Origin of the sequence: Epibacterium ulvae, from assembly GCF_900102795.1 — a bacterium.
In the GTDB taxonomy this organism is placed as follows: domain Bacteria; phylum Pseudomonadota; class Alphaproteobacteria; order Rhodobacterales; family Rhodobacteraceae; genus Epibacterium; species Epibacterium ulvae.
Genome location: NZ_FMWG01000015.1, coordinates 1 through 18,501 on the forward strand (window position 1 = coordinate 1; position 18,501 = coordinate 18,501).

16 protein-coding genes, 1 tRNA gene and 1 pseudogene are annotated in these 18,501 nt (G+C 53.7%); 15 read left to right on the top strand and 3 right to left on the bottom strand.

Translation table 11 applies throughout. The features are described 5' to 3' along the window. Positions 1–498 (top strand): M10 family metallopeptidase C-terminal domain-containing protein (locus tag BLP79_RS19750; protein WP_170830515.1); only part of this gene is annotated, 498 nt, incomplete at its 5' end. 153 nt (positions 499–651) lie between these two features. On the opposite strand, the gene BLP79_RS17260 is transcribed toward BLP79_RS19750, so the two are convergent. After that, entirely contained in the window at positions 652–1,476 is an 825-nt protein-coding gene (locus BLP79_RS17260; RefSeq protein ID WP_090220950.1) for a hypothetical protein, read from the bottom strand. An 89-nt stretch (positions 1,477–1,565) separates the two neighbouring features. Here BLP79_RS17260 and BLP79_RS17265 point away from each other — a divergent pair, with 89 nt between their 5' ends. The 4 genes from BLP79_RS17265 to BLP79_RS17280 all read left to right on the top strand — a co-directional run bounded on the left by BLP79_RS17265 (position 1,566) and on the right by BLP79_RS17280 (position 4,358). Continuing rightward, positions 1,566–1,799 carry a hypothetical protein gene (locus BLP79_RS17265; protein WP_090220951.1) on the top strand — a complete coding sequence of 78 codons (234 nt, stop codon included), beginning with the start codon at positions 1,566–1,568 and terminating at the stop codon, positions 1,797–1,799. Between the two features lie 186 nt (positions 1,800–1,985). Further along, entirely contained in the window at positions 1,986–2,546 is a 561-nt protein-coding gene (locus BLP79_RS17270) for a D-Ala-D-Ala carboxypeptidase family metallohydrolase (RefSeq protein ID WP_090220952.1), read from the top strand. Positions 2,547–2,619: 73 nt separating this feature from the next. Beyond that, the gene (locus BLP79_RS17275; protein ID WP_090220953.1) at positions 2,620–2,925 is read left to right on the top strand and encodes a hypothetical protein; all 306 of its coding nucleotides are present in this window, start codon (positions 2,620–2,622) and stop codon (positions 2,923–2,925) included. Further along, positions 2,922–4,358 carry a type IV secretory system conjugative DNA transfer family protein gene (locus BLP79_RS17280; RefSeq protein ID WP_090220954.1) on the top strand — a complete coding sequence of 479 codons (1,437 nt, stop codon included), beginning with the start codon at positions 2,922–2,924 and terminating at the stop codon, positions 4,356–4,358. The genes BLP79_RS17275 and BLP79_RS17280 overlap by 4 nt, the downstream gene beginning before the upstream one ends. Positions 4,359–4,438: 80 nt before the next feature. Here BLP79_RS17280 and BLP79_RS17285 read toward each other — a convergent pair whose 3' ends face one another. Continuing rightward, a complete protein-coding gene (locus BLP79_RS17285) occupies positions 4,439–4,702 on the bottom strand; it encodes a hypothetical protein (protein ID WP_090220955.1) in 264 nt (87 codons plus the stop codon). A gap of 53 nt (positions 4,703–4,755) precedes the next feature. Between BLP79_RS17285 and BLP79_RS17290 the strand changes: the two genes are divergently transcribed. The 4 genes and pseudogenes from BLP79_RS17290 to BLP79_RS20055 all read left to right on the top strand — a co-directional run. After that, a complete protein-coding gene (locus tag BLP79_RS17290; RefSeq protein ID WP_139163232.1) occupies positions 4,756–5,283 on the top strand; it encodes a hypothetical protein in 528 nt (175 codons plus the stop codon). Positions 5,284–5,298: 15 nt separating this feature from the next. Next, positions 5,299–5,922, top strand: coding sequence for a hypothetical protein (locus BLP79_RS17295; RefSeq protein WP_090220957.1), 624 nt, complete (start codon positions 5,299–5,301; stop codon positions 5,920–5,922). Positions 5,923–6,021: 99 nt separating this feature from the next. Then, entirely contained in the window at positions 6,022–6,291 is a 270-nt protein-coding gene (locus BLP79_RS17300; RefSeq protein ID WP_090220958.1) for a hypothetical protein, read from the top strand. Next, positions 6,288–7,289: pseudogene (locus tag BLP79_RS20055) on the top strand (recombinase family protein); the annotation flags it as partial. The gene BLP79_RS17300 and the pseudogene BLP79_RS20055, both read left to right, overlap by 4 nt. Positions 7,290–7,801: 512 nt before the next feature. Here the strand turns inward: BLP79_RS20055 and BLP79_RS17310 are convergent. Then, a tRNA-Leu gene (locus BLP79_RS17310) sits at positions 7,802–7,888 on the bottom strand. Positions 7,889–8,110: 222 nt separating this feature from the next. On the opposite strand from BLP79_RS17310, the gene BLP79_RS17315 reads away from it, so the two are divergent. From BLP79_RS17315 to glgX, 6 genes are all read left to right on the top strand, one after another. Beyond that, entirely contained in the window at positions 8,111–9,550 is a 1,440-nt protein-coding gene (locus tag BLP79_RS17315; RefSeq protein ID WP_090220959.1) for an alkaline phosphatase D family protein, read from the top strand. 239 nt (positions 9,551–9,789) lie between these two features. Beyond that, entirely contained in the window at positions 9,790–11,385 is a 1,596-nt protein-coding gene (locus BLP79_RS17320) for an alpha-amylase family glycosyl hydrolase (protein WP_090220960.1), read from the top strand. Between the two features lie 93 nt (positions 11,386–11,478). Further along, positions 11,479–13,671 carry a 1,4-alpha-glucan branching protein GlgB gene (gene glgB, locus BLP79_RS17325; protein ID WP_090220961.1) on the top strand — a complete coding sequence of 731 codons (2,193 nt, stop codon included), beginning with the start codon at positions 11,479–11,481 and terminating at the stop codon, positions 13,669–13,671. Positions 13,672–13,696: 25 nt separating this feature from the next. Continuing rightward, positions 13,697–14,956 (top strand): glucose-1-phosphate adenylyltransferase, encoded by a 1,260-nt coding sequence (gene glgC / locus BLP79_RS17330; protein WP_090220962.1) that lies wholly within the window; start codon positions 13,697–13,699, stop codon positions 14,954–14,956. Beyond that, positions 14,953–16,401 (top strand): glycogen synthase GlgA, encoded by a 1,449-nt coding sequence (gene glgA / locus BLP79_RS17335; RefSeq protein ID WP_232716526.1) that lies wholly within the window; start codon positions 14,953–14,955, stop codon positions 16,399–16,401. Before glgC ends, glgA begins: the two co-directional genes overlap by 4 nt. After that, entirely contained in the window at positions 16,398–18,485 is a 2,088-nt protein-coding gene (glgX, locus tag BLP79_RS17340; protein WP_090220963.1) for a glycogen debranching protein GlgX, read from the top strand. The genes glgA and glgX overlap by 4 nt, the downstream gene beginning before the upstream one ends. Positions 18,486–18,501: the final 16 nt, after the last annotated feature.

Sequence of the window (18,501 nt, forward strand, 5' to 3'; positions counted from 1 at the left end):
GACATGGACCGTGATCACATCTACGAAGTCACCGTTGTTGGCCAAGATGCCTCTGGTGCGGAGGTAAGCCAGATCAGTTTCGAATTGGTGGTCACACAAGAGGATGCAACTTGGCAGGTGATTGGCTCAGATGAAGCTGATATGATATATTCTGATCTGCTGCGAGTTTATGGGAACTCTGGAAACGATGTCATTCAGGATGGTGCTGGTGTTCAACATCTATATGGCGGCGCGGGAAGTGATACTTTCCGGTTTGTCTCAGCAGATAATGCGGAAGATGTGATTGAAGATTTCGAAATTGCTAGCGATACTATAGACTTATCTGCATGGGGAGTATCATCGCCTGAAGCAGTTGGGTTTAGTATTTCTGAAGCGATTGACGATCAGGGCATATCACATGGAATTATCGTGAGCTTCAATGAAGAACGCATCCGCTTAAGTAATCTAACGGCAAATGATATTATCAATCTAGATGAGAGTAACTTTATCTTCGCTTGATGAGCTATCGTATTGCCGTGAAAATGGAATATTTCCTGCACTGCAGGGGGAGTATATTCATTATCAATATCATTGACGAATTGACGGTCATCTAGTTTTGTAGATTCGAGAGAACGCCGCCGGGTTTATCCCGGCGGCGATTTTTCTTTACGCTCAAGCGGCCTTTGCTTGATTTTCTGGCGCGTCCCGCACGCTTTCGTCTGTTTCAACCGTGGTTTTATCTTCCCGATAACTGCCCTGCGGAAACGCCATGTAGCGCGGCATCCAGTTGGGGTCGGCGGGGGTACGTGTGCCGTCCAGACAGGCGGACAGGATGGTCCGATGGGTTTTAGCAGTGGCGGTCAGATGTTCTTCTGCGGCTTGGGTTCCGGCATAGTCCCGCACCATGGCGTTTAAGGTGGTTTTGTCGCGGATCAGCTCGAAGAGGGTGCTGTCTGGTGACCAGTGTTTGGCCATTTCTGTGCCAAGCGTTGCGCCAAGGCTGTCGATGATTGGGCTGGTGGCGCTGAGGCTTTCCGCCATGAGGAAGGTGAGCAGCCGCAGGATGTCGCTGTCAGAGAGCGTTTGCAGATGTTCAAAGACCTCACACAGTGTGGGACGTGGCGTGAACCCTGCCTGATAGTCCTTGTTTTCAAGCAAGGTTCCAGCACCAAAACCAAGCAGGTCGGCCAAGGCGCTGCGTTCGGCTTCAAAAGCCTGTTGGCCAGTGTTCTGTGACAGGCTGTCTGTGATGTCCTCCCGCGCGGCTTTCTGGGGATCGGCATAGACCGTCCAATGACCGGACGAGGCCAACATATGGGCTGCGATCAGGCGCAAGGCCAAACTGTGGTGCCCCAAGAGATCAGCACGCACAGCCGCATGGCGGTGCAGATCGATGTAGGTCTGCGCAGGTTTGGTCAGTTCCGGTTTGGCATTCTCCGTTTTGCTCTTTGCCTCCGCCTTGCGGATGTCTTTGCGCGACAATTGCCCTTTGAACACGGTGACCTCACCATTGTGGCTCAGGCGCGTCTGTTGCGCGTTTTAATCTCTTTGCCTCCAAGCCGCATCCCAGCCTTAAAGGGGTCGAGGTGACCACCGGCACGCTCTATGTGCAAGACAACTACCCGGACCGGTTTGAAAGCGCCTGGTGCTATTTCAACGTGACCAAATCCGGGATCACCCAGCGTTTTGATCTTGGCACCAAAGCCTATGGCAAGCCAGTTGAGCATGGAAATGCCACCACATCTGCGTTGCGGGCCAGTGGCATCTCAAGTGCGGCCTTTGAGGCGGGCAAAACGGTCTGCCAATGGCCAGCGTCGTAAACGCTTCCATCGCTCACACACAGGCTGGCTCAACACGGGGCGCGCTATGCGCCCCGTCTTTCGTTTGGGGCGTCACCGCATAATCCGCCCACCCAGCGCCTTTCACAAGCCCATGTGATATCGCAAAAAATCCGACGGTTCCTTCAGTTGAGGCGCGCTGCGCCTCGTTCATCTGGAGGACGCGATATGACGCTGATCACACGACGACATCTTCTGGCCGGAGCTGCCAGCTTTGCAGCAACAAGCGCCCACGCTTCAAACGGAGCTTCAATCGGGTTTTACACTGGCTATCCAGACCAGATCACCGGCTGGACCGCGCGCCACTTCAAGCCAGAAGAATTTGCATCCAATGGCAATGGCCTCGTGAAGATCTCCGCAAGGCTCGTCGCAGAATTGGATCAGGTTCGCGCCGAGCTGGGGCAACCAATTGTCATCACCTCCGGCTACCGCGACCCGGCGTGGAACAAAGCAGTTGGCGGTGCAACACACAGCCGCCACCTGATCTCGGATGCGGTTGATATCTCGCTGCAGAGCTACAGCGTGGCAGAGTGCACCCGTTTGGCCTCGCTCTTGATGGCTCATGGCTTCACGAGCTTTGGCACATATCGACACATCCCACACATGTTGCACGCTGATATGCGCCCCAAAGCTGCAAGCTGGCATTCGGGCGGCGGCACAGGTCCCATGTGGCTCTCCCGCGCGATGCGCAAACATGGCTGGACACCTGGCATCGGCCCCACGCGCTGATCATCCATGCTGCGCGGGCAGCGCAGCATCCTCTCCCCCCATCCATTTTGATCTTGCATATGAGGTATTCCCCATGAGTAACCGACCTGCTTTAAAACCTGTTCTACACATCATTGGCGATCTTCTGAGCGCGGGTCTTTGTACCGGTATGGCCTGGCTCTTTTGGACCGCAGGCGTGGGGGACTGGGCACTGCTCAGGCTCTTTGCCGCCATCTTTGCCGTAGGCGCGCTCCAGCCGCTGGCCAAAGGCCTCTATGGCCTTCTGCGCCTTATCCTGCGCCAACGCAGCTGGGCCCGGTTCCAGCGCCAAGGGGCCGCCCCAAAAGCAGATAAGCTGGCAAGCAGCGAAGATCTCTCTGCCCGGGGCATGTTCAAATGAGCCTGCCTTTCAAACGGAGCAAACCTGGCACGGTCCGCGCTGCAATTGACCCCGAGGGCCAGCGCTTGCTTGGTCTGGATATCGAGACCAAACAGCCCGTCTTTGCACCCAAAGGCCACAGTTCCACCTATGCCGCCAATGGCAGCGGCAAGACCACCTCCGTTGCGGTCCCCGCCGTGATGAGCTTTGCCTGTAGCGAACCGCATAAAGCGATTGCAGTCCTGGACAGCAAAGACGGTGAGCTCGCCAGCCAACTGGCCCCGATGCTTGAACGCATGGGCCGTAAAGTGGCTGTTATTGACGATATGAACACGCGCCCCGAGCTTGCGCATCTCAGGGTGCATCTCAACCCCTTTGGCGCGGCCTGCGCAACCTATCAGCGCGATGCGCGCGATGTGCGCTTTTCCACGCAAGCCATCGCCGAAACTCTGTTGCCCGAGCCTGCAGAAGGCGATGCCAAGAACAAATACTTCCGCGATGTGCCGCGCGATATCATCGGCTTTGCCCTCCATGCATCGTTGTCGCGCAACCCTGAGCAGGCCACACCCGGGGCGGTGGCCGGGCTGTTGAGCGATCCGGACATGCTCAAATACATCACCGAGGTGGAAGTTGCGGAAGGCAGTCCGCTGCTGCAATCCGAAGCCCGGACCCTGATTGAAGCCTCGTCGATAGACAATTGGGGGCAACATATCAGTGAGGCGCGCCGGGCCTTGCAGCTGTTTGCACCGGGCACACGCCTGCATGATGTCGGAACGCACAAACCAAAATCCCATTTTGAGCTGATCAATCAAGGTTATGTCATCTTCATTGTTGGCCCGCAGCGGTTCTTAAATCTCTGCGCCTCCTATTACGCTCTCCACATCCAGGCCTTTTGCGATGCGCTTTATGATCAGGCGGGCGCTTTGCGGGTCATTGCCGATGAGTTCACCAATACCCCTCTAAAATCACTTGTGGCAGCGCTAACAACGCTCAGAGCCTATGGGGGCGAGATCCATATGATCAGCCAGTCCCGCTCAGAGGTGGTCCGTAAATTTGGCGCAAAAGAGACCCAGACCATCGAGGACAACAGCATCACCATGCAGTGGCTGTCCTTCTCCTTTGATGAGGCGAGCCGCGTCTCAAAAGCGATGGGGGAAGGTCATACGGTGATGCGCGGCATCAGTGGCAGCGCCGCTGATCTCAAAACCCAAACCAACCTCAGCCTTGCAAAACAGCCCCATATGACACCGGCTGAACTGATGGCACTGCCGCGCAACTGGATCCTGAACCACGTTAAGGGGTTGGGGTTTTTCTTTACCGAACGTCTGACCCAGGCCAATATCTGGCCCTACTGCGATCACTACGCCGACAACGCCCTGGAAGGCGCGCGCCTGCCCTCAGATCCCAAAGTGACCTTTGTCGCGCCCGCTGGCTTTATTGGAGGTGTAGCATGATTGGGCGCGGCAGGGGTGCCTGCCAGGTTCCACGCGCCTTCAGGTGTGGAGAGCCTACAGCGCGCGAGCGAATGCCCAGGCTAATGTATCGAGGCAAGACATTCAGCGTCACGCGGCATGTAGATCCGATCTTTGAGCCCAAAGCGCAATTGCAACGCCACCCGGGCCGAGATCTTCAACCCAGCCAGCACCGTCGCAGATGTGGCGATGCCTCGGGCAATGGTCTCATCACAATGGGCGCGATCCTCAGAGTCAAAAAGCATCCAGGGCTCAACCGCTTGCCAGAACTGCGCGTAGCTCAGGGGCTGCAACCAGTCTTCAACGGCTTGGATATCTTCAAACATGCTCTGATCATACCACGCCCTGCACATGCCTTGCAAATTTGGAGTGTATTATCATGAGTTTATCCCCCTATGACGCGGTACGAGAGACCTATCGGCTGGCGTTCCAGCAATCCCTACAACGAGACTTGGTGACCCAGAAAGATTGGGAGCAATATTTAGGGATCGCACATGAGGCAGCCACGCGCACCGATCAGGAAAACACCTCGTTCCAGCAAGACTACAAACACCGCCTGATAGAGGCCTATGACGTCATCTTGCGCGAGCAAAATGCGCGCAAGTTGAACCACCCCAAGCCCAGCTGGGCCGTGAACACCCCACTCGAGGACACCACACTCAGCAATGAGCGTCTCAATCTCATGGCGCGCAACCGCGTGCAGGCCGATCACGACGCGCGTCTGTTGATGATCCGCACCGATGAGATGGATCAATATCAAGGCCTGTCCAAAGACCTCGCGGCCCGCGCAAAGATCCGCAGCCAGGCGCGCGATCAGCGCAAGGACCAGGCCAAAGAGGCCTTCGCCCAAGTGAAGACCAAAGACCCGCAGCACACACCCAGCCGATCCGGCCCAACCCGTTCATAACAGGAGACCAACCACATGAGCACTCAATCAGATCAACGTGATCGCATTCAAGCAGCCCGCGACAGCTATTCGGGCAAGAGCCTGACCAACAGCCAGTTGCAGTCCGCCTGGGCGATCTCCAGCATTTTGCACAGTCAGATTCAAAAGACGGGCTCGTTCCGTGAACCGCTCACAGATTACGCCCACGCCTTTGCACGCGGTGAACGCTTTGATGCGCTGCGCGCGGAAGCCATTTTGCGCGATGTCTACACCGCTCGCTATGAGCAAAGCCTCAACCAAACCCGAGAAAGCCTCTTGGAGCGTGAGAAGGCCTTGCCAGAGACCGCACAGGCCCGCGCTTTGGCACAGGCCCAATCCATCAGTGCGCGCATTCAAGACGGCGCGACCCAGCCCTTCTATCAAGCCTATGACACTGCAGCCGTGGCGCTTTCAAAAGAGCTCTCGATCACCCAAGCCGGAGCAAAGACACTGATGAAAGAGGCTTTTGAGCAAAGCCCGGAAAGCCAGGGGCGCACGCTGTATGAAGTCGGCAAAGACTATGAAGATGCCTACCACCGCCCGGCCAAAGAAGCGGAAATCGCCGCCCGCAAAGCCGAACAGCTCCAAACCCGCCCACCAGAGCGCCAGCGCACACGATAGTATGGGCTTAGGAAAATAATCCTGTTCAAAAAACAACTTACGTGATTTCATGCTCTCCTTTGATCTCAAAATAGAGGAGCATATGACGAAAGGAATAAAATGAAAGATATACCACAAGCCCCACCCAAAACCCGTCCCAGCATTCATCTGAACTGGCAGTATTGGTTGCCCTATTTTGAGGACAGCACCGCCACTGAAGCGGAAAAACAGCAGCTCATCGAAACCCTCTGGTCCATCGTCCTCGCCTTTGTCGACCTCGGCTGGGATCTCAACACCGATCCAGAAACCCGTGGACAAAGTTTAGATCTCACCGCCGCCCTGCGCGCCGCTGTGGTACAATCAGAAGACACTGACAAGGAGGAGATATGACACAAAAAGCCGTTATATACTGTAGAGTTAGCAGTCGATCCCAAGAGACTGAGGGGCATGGCCTAGAAAGCCAGGAAACCCGTTGCCGCCAGCACGCCGAAGCCAAGGGGTATGAAGTCGCTGCCGTATTCCCCGACACGATTTCTGGCGGCGGCGACTTTATGCAACGCCCGGGGATGCTAGCATTACTGTCGTTCTTAGACGCCCAACCAAACGAGCGTTTTGTGGTGATCTTTGATGATCTCAAACGCTTTGCGCGCGACACCCGCTTCCATCTGGACCTACGTGACGCGTTCCGCAGACGGGACGCCACAATCGAATGCTTGAACTTCAAATTCGATGACAGTCCCGAAGGCGAATTCATCGAAACAATCATGGCCGCGCAAGGTGCGCTGGAGCGCAAACAGAACGGTCGCCAGGTTGCTCAGAAAATGAAAGCGCGGATGCAGTCGGGCTATTGGATTCACAACCCGCCCATCGGGTATCGATATGAAACCATCAGAGGGCGCGGGAAAATGCTCGTCGCAAACCCGCCGTTTGACTGCATCATTCGCGAAGCATTTGAGGGCTATGCCTCGGGGCGGTTTGCCACCCAAGCTGAGGTGAAACGCTTTTTTGAGAGCTTTCCAAACTTCCCGCGCAACAAGCACGGTGAAATCAAGCAGCAACGTGTCAGTGATATCCTCGCGCAACCGATCTATGCGGGATACATCTGCTCTGACACCTATGGCATCCACTGGCTCAAAGCGCAGCATTCGCCGCTCATTTCCTTAGAAACCTATGAAAAGGTGCAGGAGCGCAAGCAAGGATCGCGCTATGCGCCTCAACGCAAAAACATCGGCAATGACTTTGCCCTGCGCGGCATTGCTTGCTGCGCCGACTGCAATACGCCGCTGCGCTCAAGCTGGTCGAAAGGCAAGTATAAACACTACGCCTATTACCTATGCCAAACCAAAGATTGCGCATCATACGGCAAATCGATCCCGCGTGAAAAGGCAGAGGGTGAGGTTGGCGCAATCATCAAGTCACTCCAGCCCAGTAAAGGTCTGGTGGCTTTGGTGCGCGCCATGTTCCGCAGCGCTTGGGACGCTCGTCGCGCTCAGGCCAGCGCAATCCGCAAAGAGGGGCAAGCCCAACTGCGTGACATCGATAAGAAAATGGAAACACTGCTGACCCGCAGTCTGGAAACAGACAACGCGGCCATGATCAGCATGTGCGAGGCAAAGCTGACGGAACTGCAGAAACAAAAGGCAATTCTGACTGAACAGCTGGCAAAACAGGTGGAACCCAAAAGAGCGTTCGACGAAAAACTAGAACTCTCGCTGAAATTCCTATCAAGCCCTTGGAAACTCTGGGAAAGCGGTGACATCACCCTACGGCGTCTCGTCCTCAAACTTGCCTTCACAGACCACGTGCAATACTGCCGAAATGAGGGGGCTAGAACTCCAGAAAGAGCCTTTCCATTCAAAGCCTTAGGTGCACTTAGAAAGCTAAATCTCAATCTCAATAATGGTGCGGTCGAGAAGACTCGAACTTCCACTCCGGTTAAGGAACAGCGACCTCAACGCTGCGCGTCTACCAATTCCGCCACGACCGCACTGTCTTAGGCTTGGTGGGGCGCGTATAGACCAGCTGTTTCACGATGTGAAGAGCGAAAACGCCCCTTTTCGCGCTTTTATCAGCAATTTTTCACGCACGGTCGAAACAGAAACTACCATGCTAAATTAAAGTAACGACATGACACCTAACCACCACGATGGCGGAATTTTCTTGCAAGGCCGCTTGTAGTTTTTCTCCATCTACTTAGCTACTGCTGGACATGCAGCATATATCATCGACCGCAGACATCATTGGCCCCGTTCTTATCTTAGATCATACTGAGGAACGGCAGCTGCATCTTGCAGCTCTGTTCATTGTGCCCCATGGCGTGCCCCTTCCTGATGTCACCACGGCAAGCGGACAAGCACAATCAACGCGACTTGCCAGCTATTCAAAAGCAGAGATATGGGCCGCTCGTTTTACACTGCCGACGGATCAAAACAGCTGGTACACATGGAACGGAGAGACCTTTTCTGTTGCAACAGACTACGCAAATGATCTCCGCATCGCTTATGTTTCTTGCAATGGCGAAGAACATGGCGATCTGGAACGTGAAGGGTCCGAACGCAATGCGATGTGGGCGCGCCTGAAGGAGCAGCACAAAACCCAACCCTTTGGGTTATTATTGCACGGCGGCGATCAAGTCTACGCGGATGAAGCCACGCATGATCACTCGCTAAGCGAGGATTGGCCAGAAAAGCTGCCACGGGATCCATCTCGTGCGGAATTACAAGATCTGCACACACACTTGCGAGAAAAATTCTTTGAACGTTACGCTTCTCTGTATCGTTCACCAGAATTTGCTTGGATCGCTGCGCGTGTGCCATCCCTTATGCAATGGGATGATCACGATATTTGCGACGGGTGGGGTTCTCTTCGACGATCCCGCACCTATTCACCAGTCGGACAGACCCTTTTCACCGTGGCGCGTGAGGCTTTTTTAGTTTTCCAACATGCCAGCACTGCAGACAGCCTTCCTGGGCGTTTCAAGGACTCCCAAGGGCACCATTTAGGGTGGGATATAGCGCTCCCAAATCTTCGTATTGTTGCGCCCGATTTGAGATCAGAACGAACCCGGCGCGACATCATGGGGCCCGGCGGATGGAATCAGATTGAGGCAACGCGTGATCAGACCTTTGAAGGACGGACATTCCTCATGTCGAGCGTACCTCTGCTTGGACCGCGCCTGTCTTTGATTGAGGCCATCATGGTCTTAATCCCGCAGATGCAAAAATATGAGGATGATTTGCGCGACCAATGGCAAAGCCGCGCCCATCGCGACAGCTGGCGGCGTATGTTGCGACTGATGATAGATATGTGCCAACAGCCCAATCATAATGTCACCGCCCTTTCAGGAGAAATCCATCTGGCGACACGGGCAACGATGCGACTGAAAGCTGGAGATGAGATGCATCAGCTTGTGGCCTCAGGTATCGCGCATCGCGCACCACCAAAAGTCTGGGCACGCATTCTAGGCAATCTGGCGTGGTTTGGAGAAGCTCCGCTTGCACAACATCCTATTCGTATTCGACGCATTCCCGGGCAACGTTTCCGCTATGTCGCAGAGCGCAACTATCTTATCCTTGAACGTCAGAATGAGGCATGGACAGCCTCTTGGGATATCGAATCCAGTGGCCTTTCTGCCCCAATGCAGATCTAATATGCAACACATGTTGCAATGCCATCACACCCAACAATCACACTACAATACGAAGATACTGATTTGAAACGGAAACCCCCTGCGCACCGTTGACACCGTACTGCAGCACTCAAAATCTATGTATATTTTGACACCTCGATCCAGTACCCGACCATTCAACGTCCCCACTGTTAGGGTTAACATATTTCAAATCAGCCACACACTGGTTTTGGAACACACGCAGAGAAAGGCACGAGACGATGGCAAAAAATGAATGGTGGCGTGGTTCTGTTACCTACCAGATCTACCCTCGCTCTTTCATGGATTCTGATGGGGATGGTGTCGGTGATTTACCTGGCATCACCCAACGCCTTCCTCATATTGCCTCTCTCGGAGTCGATGCGATCTGGATCTCACCTGTTTTCAAATCGCCGATGAAAGACATGGGATATGATGTGTCGGACTACACCGATATCGACCCATCTTTTGGTACGTTGGGCGATTTTGATGCCTTCGTCGCACGCGCGCATGCCCTAGGTCTGAAAGTGATCATCGATCAGGTGATTTCGCATTCCTCGGATGAACATCCGTATTTTAAGGAAAGCCGCAAATCGCGCGACAATTCAAAGGCTGATTGGTACGTCTGGGCGGATCCAAATCTGGACGGAACACCGCCCAACAATTGGCAAGCAATCTTTGGCGGCGGTGCATGGGAATGGGATGCGGGACGTCGGCAGTATTACTTCCACAACTTCCTGCGTGAACAACCCGACTGGAATTTCCACAATCCAGAAGTTCAAGATCACCTGCTTGGCACTATGAAGTTCTGGCTGGATCGCGGTGTGGATGGGTTCCGTTTGGACACCGTGAACTTCTACTTCCACGATCGCTTGCTGCGCGACAACCCTGCGAACTATTTGGAGTGGTCACAGGACGCGGTGAAACCCTATGACATGCAATATTGTCTCTACTCTAAGAACCAACCTGAAAATCTGACGTTCCTGGAACGTATTCGCGCTCTCTTGGATCAATATGATGCACGCGCCACTGTCGGTGAAGTCGGCGACGCGCATCACGCCATTGAAATGATGGGAGAGTATACCTCGGGTAAGCGTCTGAATATGGCCTATTCCTTTGACATGCTTGGCCCCGATTTCAGCGCTGAACATTTCCGCAGCCGTATCAAGAACTTCTTTGATAAAGCCCCCGACGGCTGGCCCTGCTGGGCTTTTTCCAACCACGATGTACCCCGCCATGTGGGCCGTTGGATGCCACATGCCAAAGACCAAGATGATCTGGCTCGTCAAGCGGCCGCAATGCTTTTAAGCTTTGAAGGCTCCGTGTGCCTTTATCAAGGTGAAGAACTTGGCCAGGTTGACACTCTTCTGGAGTTTGAAGAACTCACAGATCCGCAGGGCATAAACTTCTGGCCAGAGGCGACTGGTCGCGACGGTTGCCGCACCCCTATGGTGTGGGATGCAGGTCAGCCACATGGCGGGTTTTCCATCGCAGAAAAAACCTGGTTACCGGTCAAAAACCCACAATTAATACGGGCTGTTTCGGCACAGGAAACGGAGGGCAGCGTTTTATCTTTCTATCGCGAAATGCTCGCATTGCGTAAAGACAGCGCAGATCTGAAGCTTGGCAAACAGGTATTTTTGGACCTCCCGGAACCTTTGCTTGGTTATATGCGCGGAGACAACACGCTTTGTCTGTTCAATCTCTCTGCAGCTTCCGTGACATGTGAACTTCCTGCAAACATTGCACCAGTGCTTCAACAAAGCCTGTCATTGAAAGGAAATTCTGTCACTTTAGGGGCCAATGGGTTTGTCATCGGCACGCATTCCGGCGTTTAATGGCAAAGCGGAGGCATTCACGTGTGAGGATGCCTCCCAGACACAGCGCGCAGACCCTAAAACCTCTGCACCACGTTCGATAGGGGACTAAACATGCCAAGCGACCTGCCCAGCCAGTTGTGCGAAGACACAATAAAGGCATTGCAGCGCGGCCACCACGCAACCCCCTTTGATATCCTCGGCGTCCATCAAGAGGGGGATTTAATTTGGCTGCGCGTCTTTCTGCCGCAAGCGACAGCCCTGGACGCACTGACCCCAAATGCTGAGTTGCCGCTACAACAGATCGACGCGGGGGTCTTTGTCACCCGGCTTCCCAGTATCGATACGCCTTATCAGCTGCGGGCCACATTTGAAGGCGGCGACATTTGGATTTTTGAAGATCCCTATCGCTTTGACCCTGTGCTTGGCGCATTTGATCAACACCTGATTTCCGCAGGCACACACCACCATCTGTGGCGCGCACTGGGGGCCCATGTGCTCACACATCAGGGTATCGATGGAACACATTTTGCAGTCTGGGCGCCCAATGCCCAGCGCGTTTCTGTGGTGGGCGATTTTAACAGCTGGGACGGTCGGCGCAGCCCGATGCGCCAGCTGGGTCACACAGGGGTTTGGGAAATTTTCCTCCCCGCGCTTGATGATGGCACCCTCTACAAATACGAAATCCTCCCGCAAAACGGCCCTGCCTTTCTAAAGGCAGACCCATTTGGATTTGGCGCCCAGCATCCGCCCGAAACCTCTTCTGTGGTACGGGATATCAGAGGTTATGGCTGGGATGATGCCAACTGGATGGCCCAACGTGGAAAGAAAAACCATCGAGATGCGCCAATCTCTATCTATGAGGTCCATTTGGGGTCTTGGCGCCGCAAAACGGATGAAGGCAATCGTCCACTCAGCTACAAAGAACTGGCAGATGAACTGGTCAATTACGCGCTTGAGATGGGGTTTACACACCTTGAATTCCTGCCGGTCAGTGAATTCCCATTTGATGGGTCCTGGGGATACCAGCCCGTTGGTCTTTATGCCCCGACAATTCGATTTGGCCCTCCACACGAATTTCGCGATCTGATCGAAGCCGCACATAAGGCCGGGTTAGGTGTTATTCTGGACTGGGTGCCGGGCCATTTCCCGGCTGACGCGCATGGCCCTGCGTTGTTTGACGGCAGTCACCTTTATGAACACGCAGACCCGCGCGAAGGGTTTCACCAAGACTGGAATACGCTCATATACAACTATGGCCGTACCGAGGTCCGCAATTTCTTAACCGCCAATGCAACTTATTGGCTGGAAGAATACCATGTGGACGGGCTGCGCGTGGATGCGGTCGCATCAATGCTCTACCGCGATTATTCCCGTGCCGATGGAGAATGGATTCCCAACCACAACGGTGGGCGCGAAAACTATGAAGCCATTGAGTTTCTGCAAGACATGAACCAAACCGCTTACGGCGAAGTGTCAGGGATCATGACTATTGCTGAAGAAAGCACTGCTTTTCCCGGTGTCTCAACCCCTGTGGATGCAGGCGGCTTGGGGTTTGGATTCAAGTGGAATATGGGCTGGATGAACGACACGCTACGTTACATCGAAAAGGACCCCATTTACCGGTCTTATGATCATCATCTGATGACCTTCCCAATCGACTATTCATTCACCGAGAACTTTATCCTGCCGATCAGCCATGACGAAGTTGTACATGGCAAAGGCTCCATGCTGCAGAAAATGCCCGGGAATGAGTGGGAACGCTTTGCCAACCTACGCGCTTATTATGGCTTCATGTGGGGGCACCCGGGCAAAAAACTCCTATTTATGGGGTGCGAATTCGCGCAGTGGGAAGAATGGAACCACGATCAAGCCTTGGACTGGGACGCCTTGCAGGGCAAAAACCACAAAGGCATGCAAGAGTTGGTCCGTAACTTAAATCAGCTCTACCAAGCCACTCCTGCACTCTATCAGCGTGACTGTGACCCTTCAGGCTTTCAATGGCTGTGCAATCACCCCGAGCACTCCGTAAGCGCCTTTCTCCGCTTGGGGAACCCAGGCGAAGCACCCGTGCTGGTGGCCTGTAACTTTACACCGATCGCGCAAACCTCGTTCCGTATTGGAGTGCCGCAGGCGGGCACATGGCGCGAAGTGCTAAACACAGATGCTGTTAAATTCGGAGGAGAAGGACGCCACAACGCCCCTGCTCTCTCGACAATCGATCTTGCTTGGGACGGCCATCCACAAGCGCTCGATATCACATTGCCCCCTTTGGCAACGGTGATGTTGCAACTCACAACAGACTGACAGGATATTCTTGGGAGGATATATCATGACAGAAACCAAAAGACTGACACAGCGCTCCATGGCGTTTGTACTGGCCGGCGGCCGCGGATCCCGCTTGAAGGAACTGACAGACCGTCGCGTCAAACCTGCAGTCTATTTTGGCGGCAAGACCCGGATTATCGATTTCGCTCTGTCTAACGCTTTGAACTCCGGCATTCGTCGTATCTCTGTCGCGACACAATACAAAGCCCACAGTTTGATCCGCCATTGCCAACGTGGCTGGAACTTTTTCCGGGCAGAGCGCAATGAATTTCTGGATATTTTACCCGCTTCCCAGCGTGTAGATGAAAGCATGTGGTATCGTGGAACCGCCGACGCTGTGGCGCAAAACATTGATATCGTTGATAGCTACGGTGTGGACTATATTGTCATTCTGGCAGGGGATCACATCTACAAAATGGATTACGAGCTGATGTTGCGCCAGCACGTTGAAGCCACAGCAGATGTGACCGTTGGATGTTTGACCGTACCCCGCGCAGAGGCCAGCGCCTTTGGCGTAATGGATGTGGATGCAAACAGCCGCATTACCTCATTTCTGGAAAAACCTGCAGATCCTCCTGCAACGCCCGAAGACCCTAATGTCTCGCTCGCTTCCATGGGGATCTATGTGTTCAATTGGAAATTCCTGCGCGATTTATTGCTGCGCGATGCCGAGAACCCAAACTCAAGCCATGATTTTGGCAACGATCTGATCCCAGAGATCGTGAAAAACGGTAAAGCCGTTGCACACCGTTTTGATGACAGCTGTGTACGCGCGCCCGGAGCTGACAGCTATTGGCGAGATGTGGGCACATTGGATGCATTTTGGGAAGCCAATATTGACCTCACCAATTTCACCCCCACTCTGGACCTATGGGACAAGGATTGGCCCATCTGGACCTACTCCGAAAGCGTGCCACCGGCAAAATTCATTCACGATGAAAAAGACCGTCGTGGGATCGCGATATCATCGATGGTCTCGGGCGGATGTATTATTTCAGGGACAGAGGTGCGCAATTCGTTGCTGTTCACGCAGGTGAAAACCAATTCCTACGCTGTTCTGGATCACTCAGTCGTTTTGCCAGATGTTGTGGTAAACCGCTCTGCGCGGCTCACGAAATGTGTAATTGACCGCGCCGTTGTAATCCCGACTGGGCTTGTTGTGGGGGAAGATCCTGTTGAAGATGCAAAATATTTCCGCGTGACAGATAAAGGCACGACCTTGATCACACAAGAAATGGTCAACGCCTGGGAGGCTGCCCAGTGAGCACGGCACAACATATCCGTGTTCTTTCTGTCACTTCGGAATGCGTCCCTTTGGTGAAAACTGGTGGGCTCGCAGATGTAGCGGGTGCGCTGCCCAGCGCATTGACGCCATTCGGTATCGAAATGCGCACCTTAGTGCCAGGCTATCCACAGGTCATAAAACAACTGGAAGCAGCGCATTTGGTCGCCCAATTCCATGATCTGTTTGGTGGCAGTGCCCGGGTCTTGGAAGCGAACGTAGCCGGATTAGATCTGTTGGTTCTGGATGCACCTCACCTTTATGATCGCAATGCAGGCATTTACCTAAACGAAGATGGACTGGACTGGGCGGATAATCCGCAACGATTTGCCGCGCTCAGCCGGATCGCAAGTGAAATCGCCAATGGCGCACTCAGTGACTGGCGGCCTGATGTATTGCATTGCCATGATTGGCAGGCAGGTCTTGCGCCGTATTACCTGTCCAAATCCGAAGCTGCAGATCAGGTGCGATCTGTGATCACCATTCACAACGTCGCCTTTCAGGGCCTCACTTCGGTTGAACTGATAACAGATCTGGAAATTGATCCAGCCGATTTCACCAGCGAAGGTGTTGAATATTTTGGGAAGATATCAACCCTCAAAGCGGGGCTGGTTTATGCAGATCGTCTCACCACGGTGTCACCCACCTATGCTGAAGAGCTCATGACACCTGAATTTGGCATGGGGCTGGATGGTGTTTTAAGGACACGCCGCAATGATCTTAGTGGCATTTTGAACGGGATTGATGAGGTCAACTGGTCTCCCGAGCATGACACAAATATCAAACCCTACAAGACCCCACGCGGCAAAATTGCAAATAAGAAACACCTACAAGAGGAGTTTGGACTTCTCCCCAGTGACGGGCCGCTTTGCGTGGTCGTTTCACGGCTAACAGATCAAAAAGGGCTGGATCTTCTGCTTGAGGCGCTCCCCACATTGCTGGAACGCGGCGGACAACTGGCTTTGTTGGGCTCTGGCGATCAAACCTTAGAACATGCCTTTGTTGCTGCAGCGGAACAGCCAAATGTGGCCGTCAAAATTGGCTACGATGAGGCGTTGTCTCATCGCATGATTGCTGGCGGCGATGCAATTATCGTCCCCTCCCGTTTTGAACCCTGTGGCCTGACACAGCTCTATGGCCTGCGCTATGGCACTTTACCCCTTGTCGCTCTGACCGGCGGCCTTGCTGATACAATTATTCCTGCAACGCCTGCGACATTGGCAAAACAGGTCGCCACGGGCGTGCAATTTCATCCGGTTACAACAAATGCGCTGGCAAACGCGCTGGCCAAGCTTTGCGACCTTTACGCAGAAGAGAAACTGTGGTCGAAACTGCAGCGAAACGCGATGGCGCATCCTGTCGGTTGGGATCAGTCAGCACAGCGCTATGCACAGCTTTATACGGATCTGACAACGGACCTTAAATGACAACGCTTCCCCTGACTGCAGGACGCCCCTACCCTTTGGGTGCCACCTTTGATGGTGAGGGGGTCAATTTCGCAGTTTTTTCACAACATGCCACCCGCGTCACACTTTGTCTTTGCGATGCAAAAGGCAATGAAACACAGCTGATAGACCTCAAGGAAAGGGACGGCCATGTCTGGCATGGGTATATTTCAGGTCTTCGCCCCGGTCAGCAATATGGCTATCGCGTTCACGGCCCCTACGAGCCAGAAAATGGACACCGCTTTAACCCACATAAGTTCCTCATTGACCCTTATGCGAAAAAGCTAACGGGCCATCCGAAATGGAACAACGCACTTTATGGCTATAAAATTGGCCATGCAGACGGAGATCTAAGCTACGAAAAACGCGACAGCGCCCACTACATGCCGCGCTCGGTTGTCGTAGACCCATCGTTCACCTGGGGCCGCCAAGAGTTGCGCCGGATAGACCGCCCCTGGAGTGAAACAATCCTATATGAAGCCCATGTGAAAGGCCTGACAGCCGAACGCAACGATGTGCCACATGCCGGACGCTATCTCGGCATGGCCTCTGATCCAATTTTGGAACATCTGACCAAGCTGGGGGTCACAGCGGTTGAACTGTTACCGGTGCAGGCCTTCGTCGATGATCGGTTTCTGACCGACAAAGGGCTGACCAACTATTGGGGCTATATGACTTATGGCTTCTTCGCCCCGGAACCGCGTTATATGTCTGATGGAGATATCGCTGAGTTCCAGCAAATGGTAGCGCGGTTTCATTCAGCCGGTATCGAGGTCATTCTGGATGTGGTTTATAATCACACCGCAGAAGGTGATCACATGGGACCAACCCTGTGCTTCAAAGGCTTTGACAATGCCAGCTACTATCGCCTGACTCATAACAAGCGCTACTATGTGAATGACACAGGTTGCGGCAATGCGCTCAACATGGATCATCCATTTGTGCTGCGTATGGTTATGGACAGTCTACGCTATTGGGTGGAAGTGATGCATGTCGATGGCTTTCGCTTCGATTTGGCCTCCACCCTTGCGCGCTCCAATGGTGCCTTTAATCGCGATGGCCCTTTCATGCGCGCAATCCGACAGGATCCTGTACTGAACAAAGTCAAACTCATTGCCGAACCCTGGGACGTTGGTCCCGATGGCTATCAATTAGGAGCCTTCCCGGCGCCGTTTTCGGAATGGAATGACAAATACCGGGATCAAGTCCGCCGGTTCTGGCGTGGCGACCACGGTATGGTATCAAAACTCGCGTCCCGCGTCGCAGGATCTGCACTGCGTTTTGATCATGACGGGCGACGCGCCACATCATCCGTGAATTTTCTGACAGCGCATGATGGCTTTACCCTGATGGACACTGTCAGCTATCAACAGAAAGACAATCGCGGCAACGGGGAAGACAATCGCGATGGTCATGATCACAACTTTTCAGACAACCTCGGCCATGATGGTGCGACCGAGGCGTTAGATATTCAGGCCAAACGTGCCCAGCGCCGCCGCAACATGCTTGCCACATTGCTGCTAAGCCAAGGCACGCCTATGCTCCTTGCTGGTGATGAGCTCGGCAATTCACAAAACGGCAACAACAACGCCTATTGTCAGGACAATCCAATCGGGTGGGTGAATTGGAAGCAAGGCGATCCTGACTTCCTTGAATTTTGCCAGAAAGCCATTGCGTTTCGCGCAGGAAACCCGATCTTGCGGCAAAAACGCTTTCTACACGCGCAACAACGTTTTGTAGATGGAAAAACAGATCTGTTCTGGCGGCGTCCAGATGGCGCACCGATGACAGATGACGATTGGAACCATCCCGAACAGAGCTTTCTGGGCGCTGAAATGCGCATGGCCCGTGGAACACCCCCATACGAGCCGCGCCATGGTGCGATCTATATCGTGTTCAACAATGGGAACGAGGTTGAAATCACACTCCCAGAAACCCCTGATGGACAGCTTTGGCATCGCAGCTTTGACACCGCAGATATCCACACACCCCAAACCAACTCCAATCAAACCACCATTCAGGCGTCATCCGTTGTCGCCTTTACCCTCACAGACTCCATTCATTAGATCCGCTCAAGACATT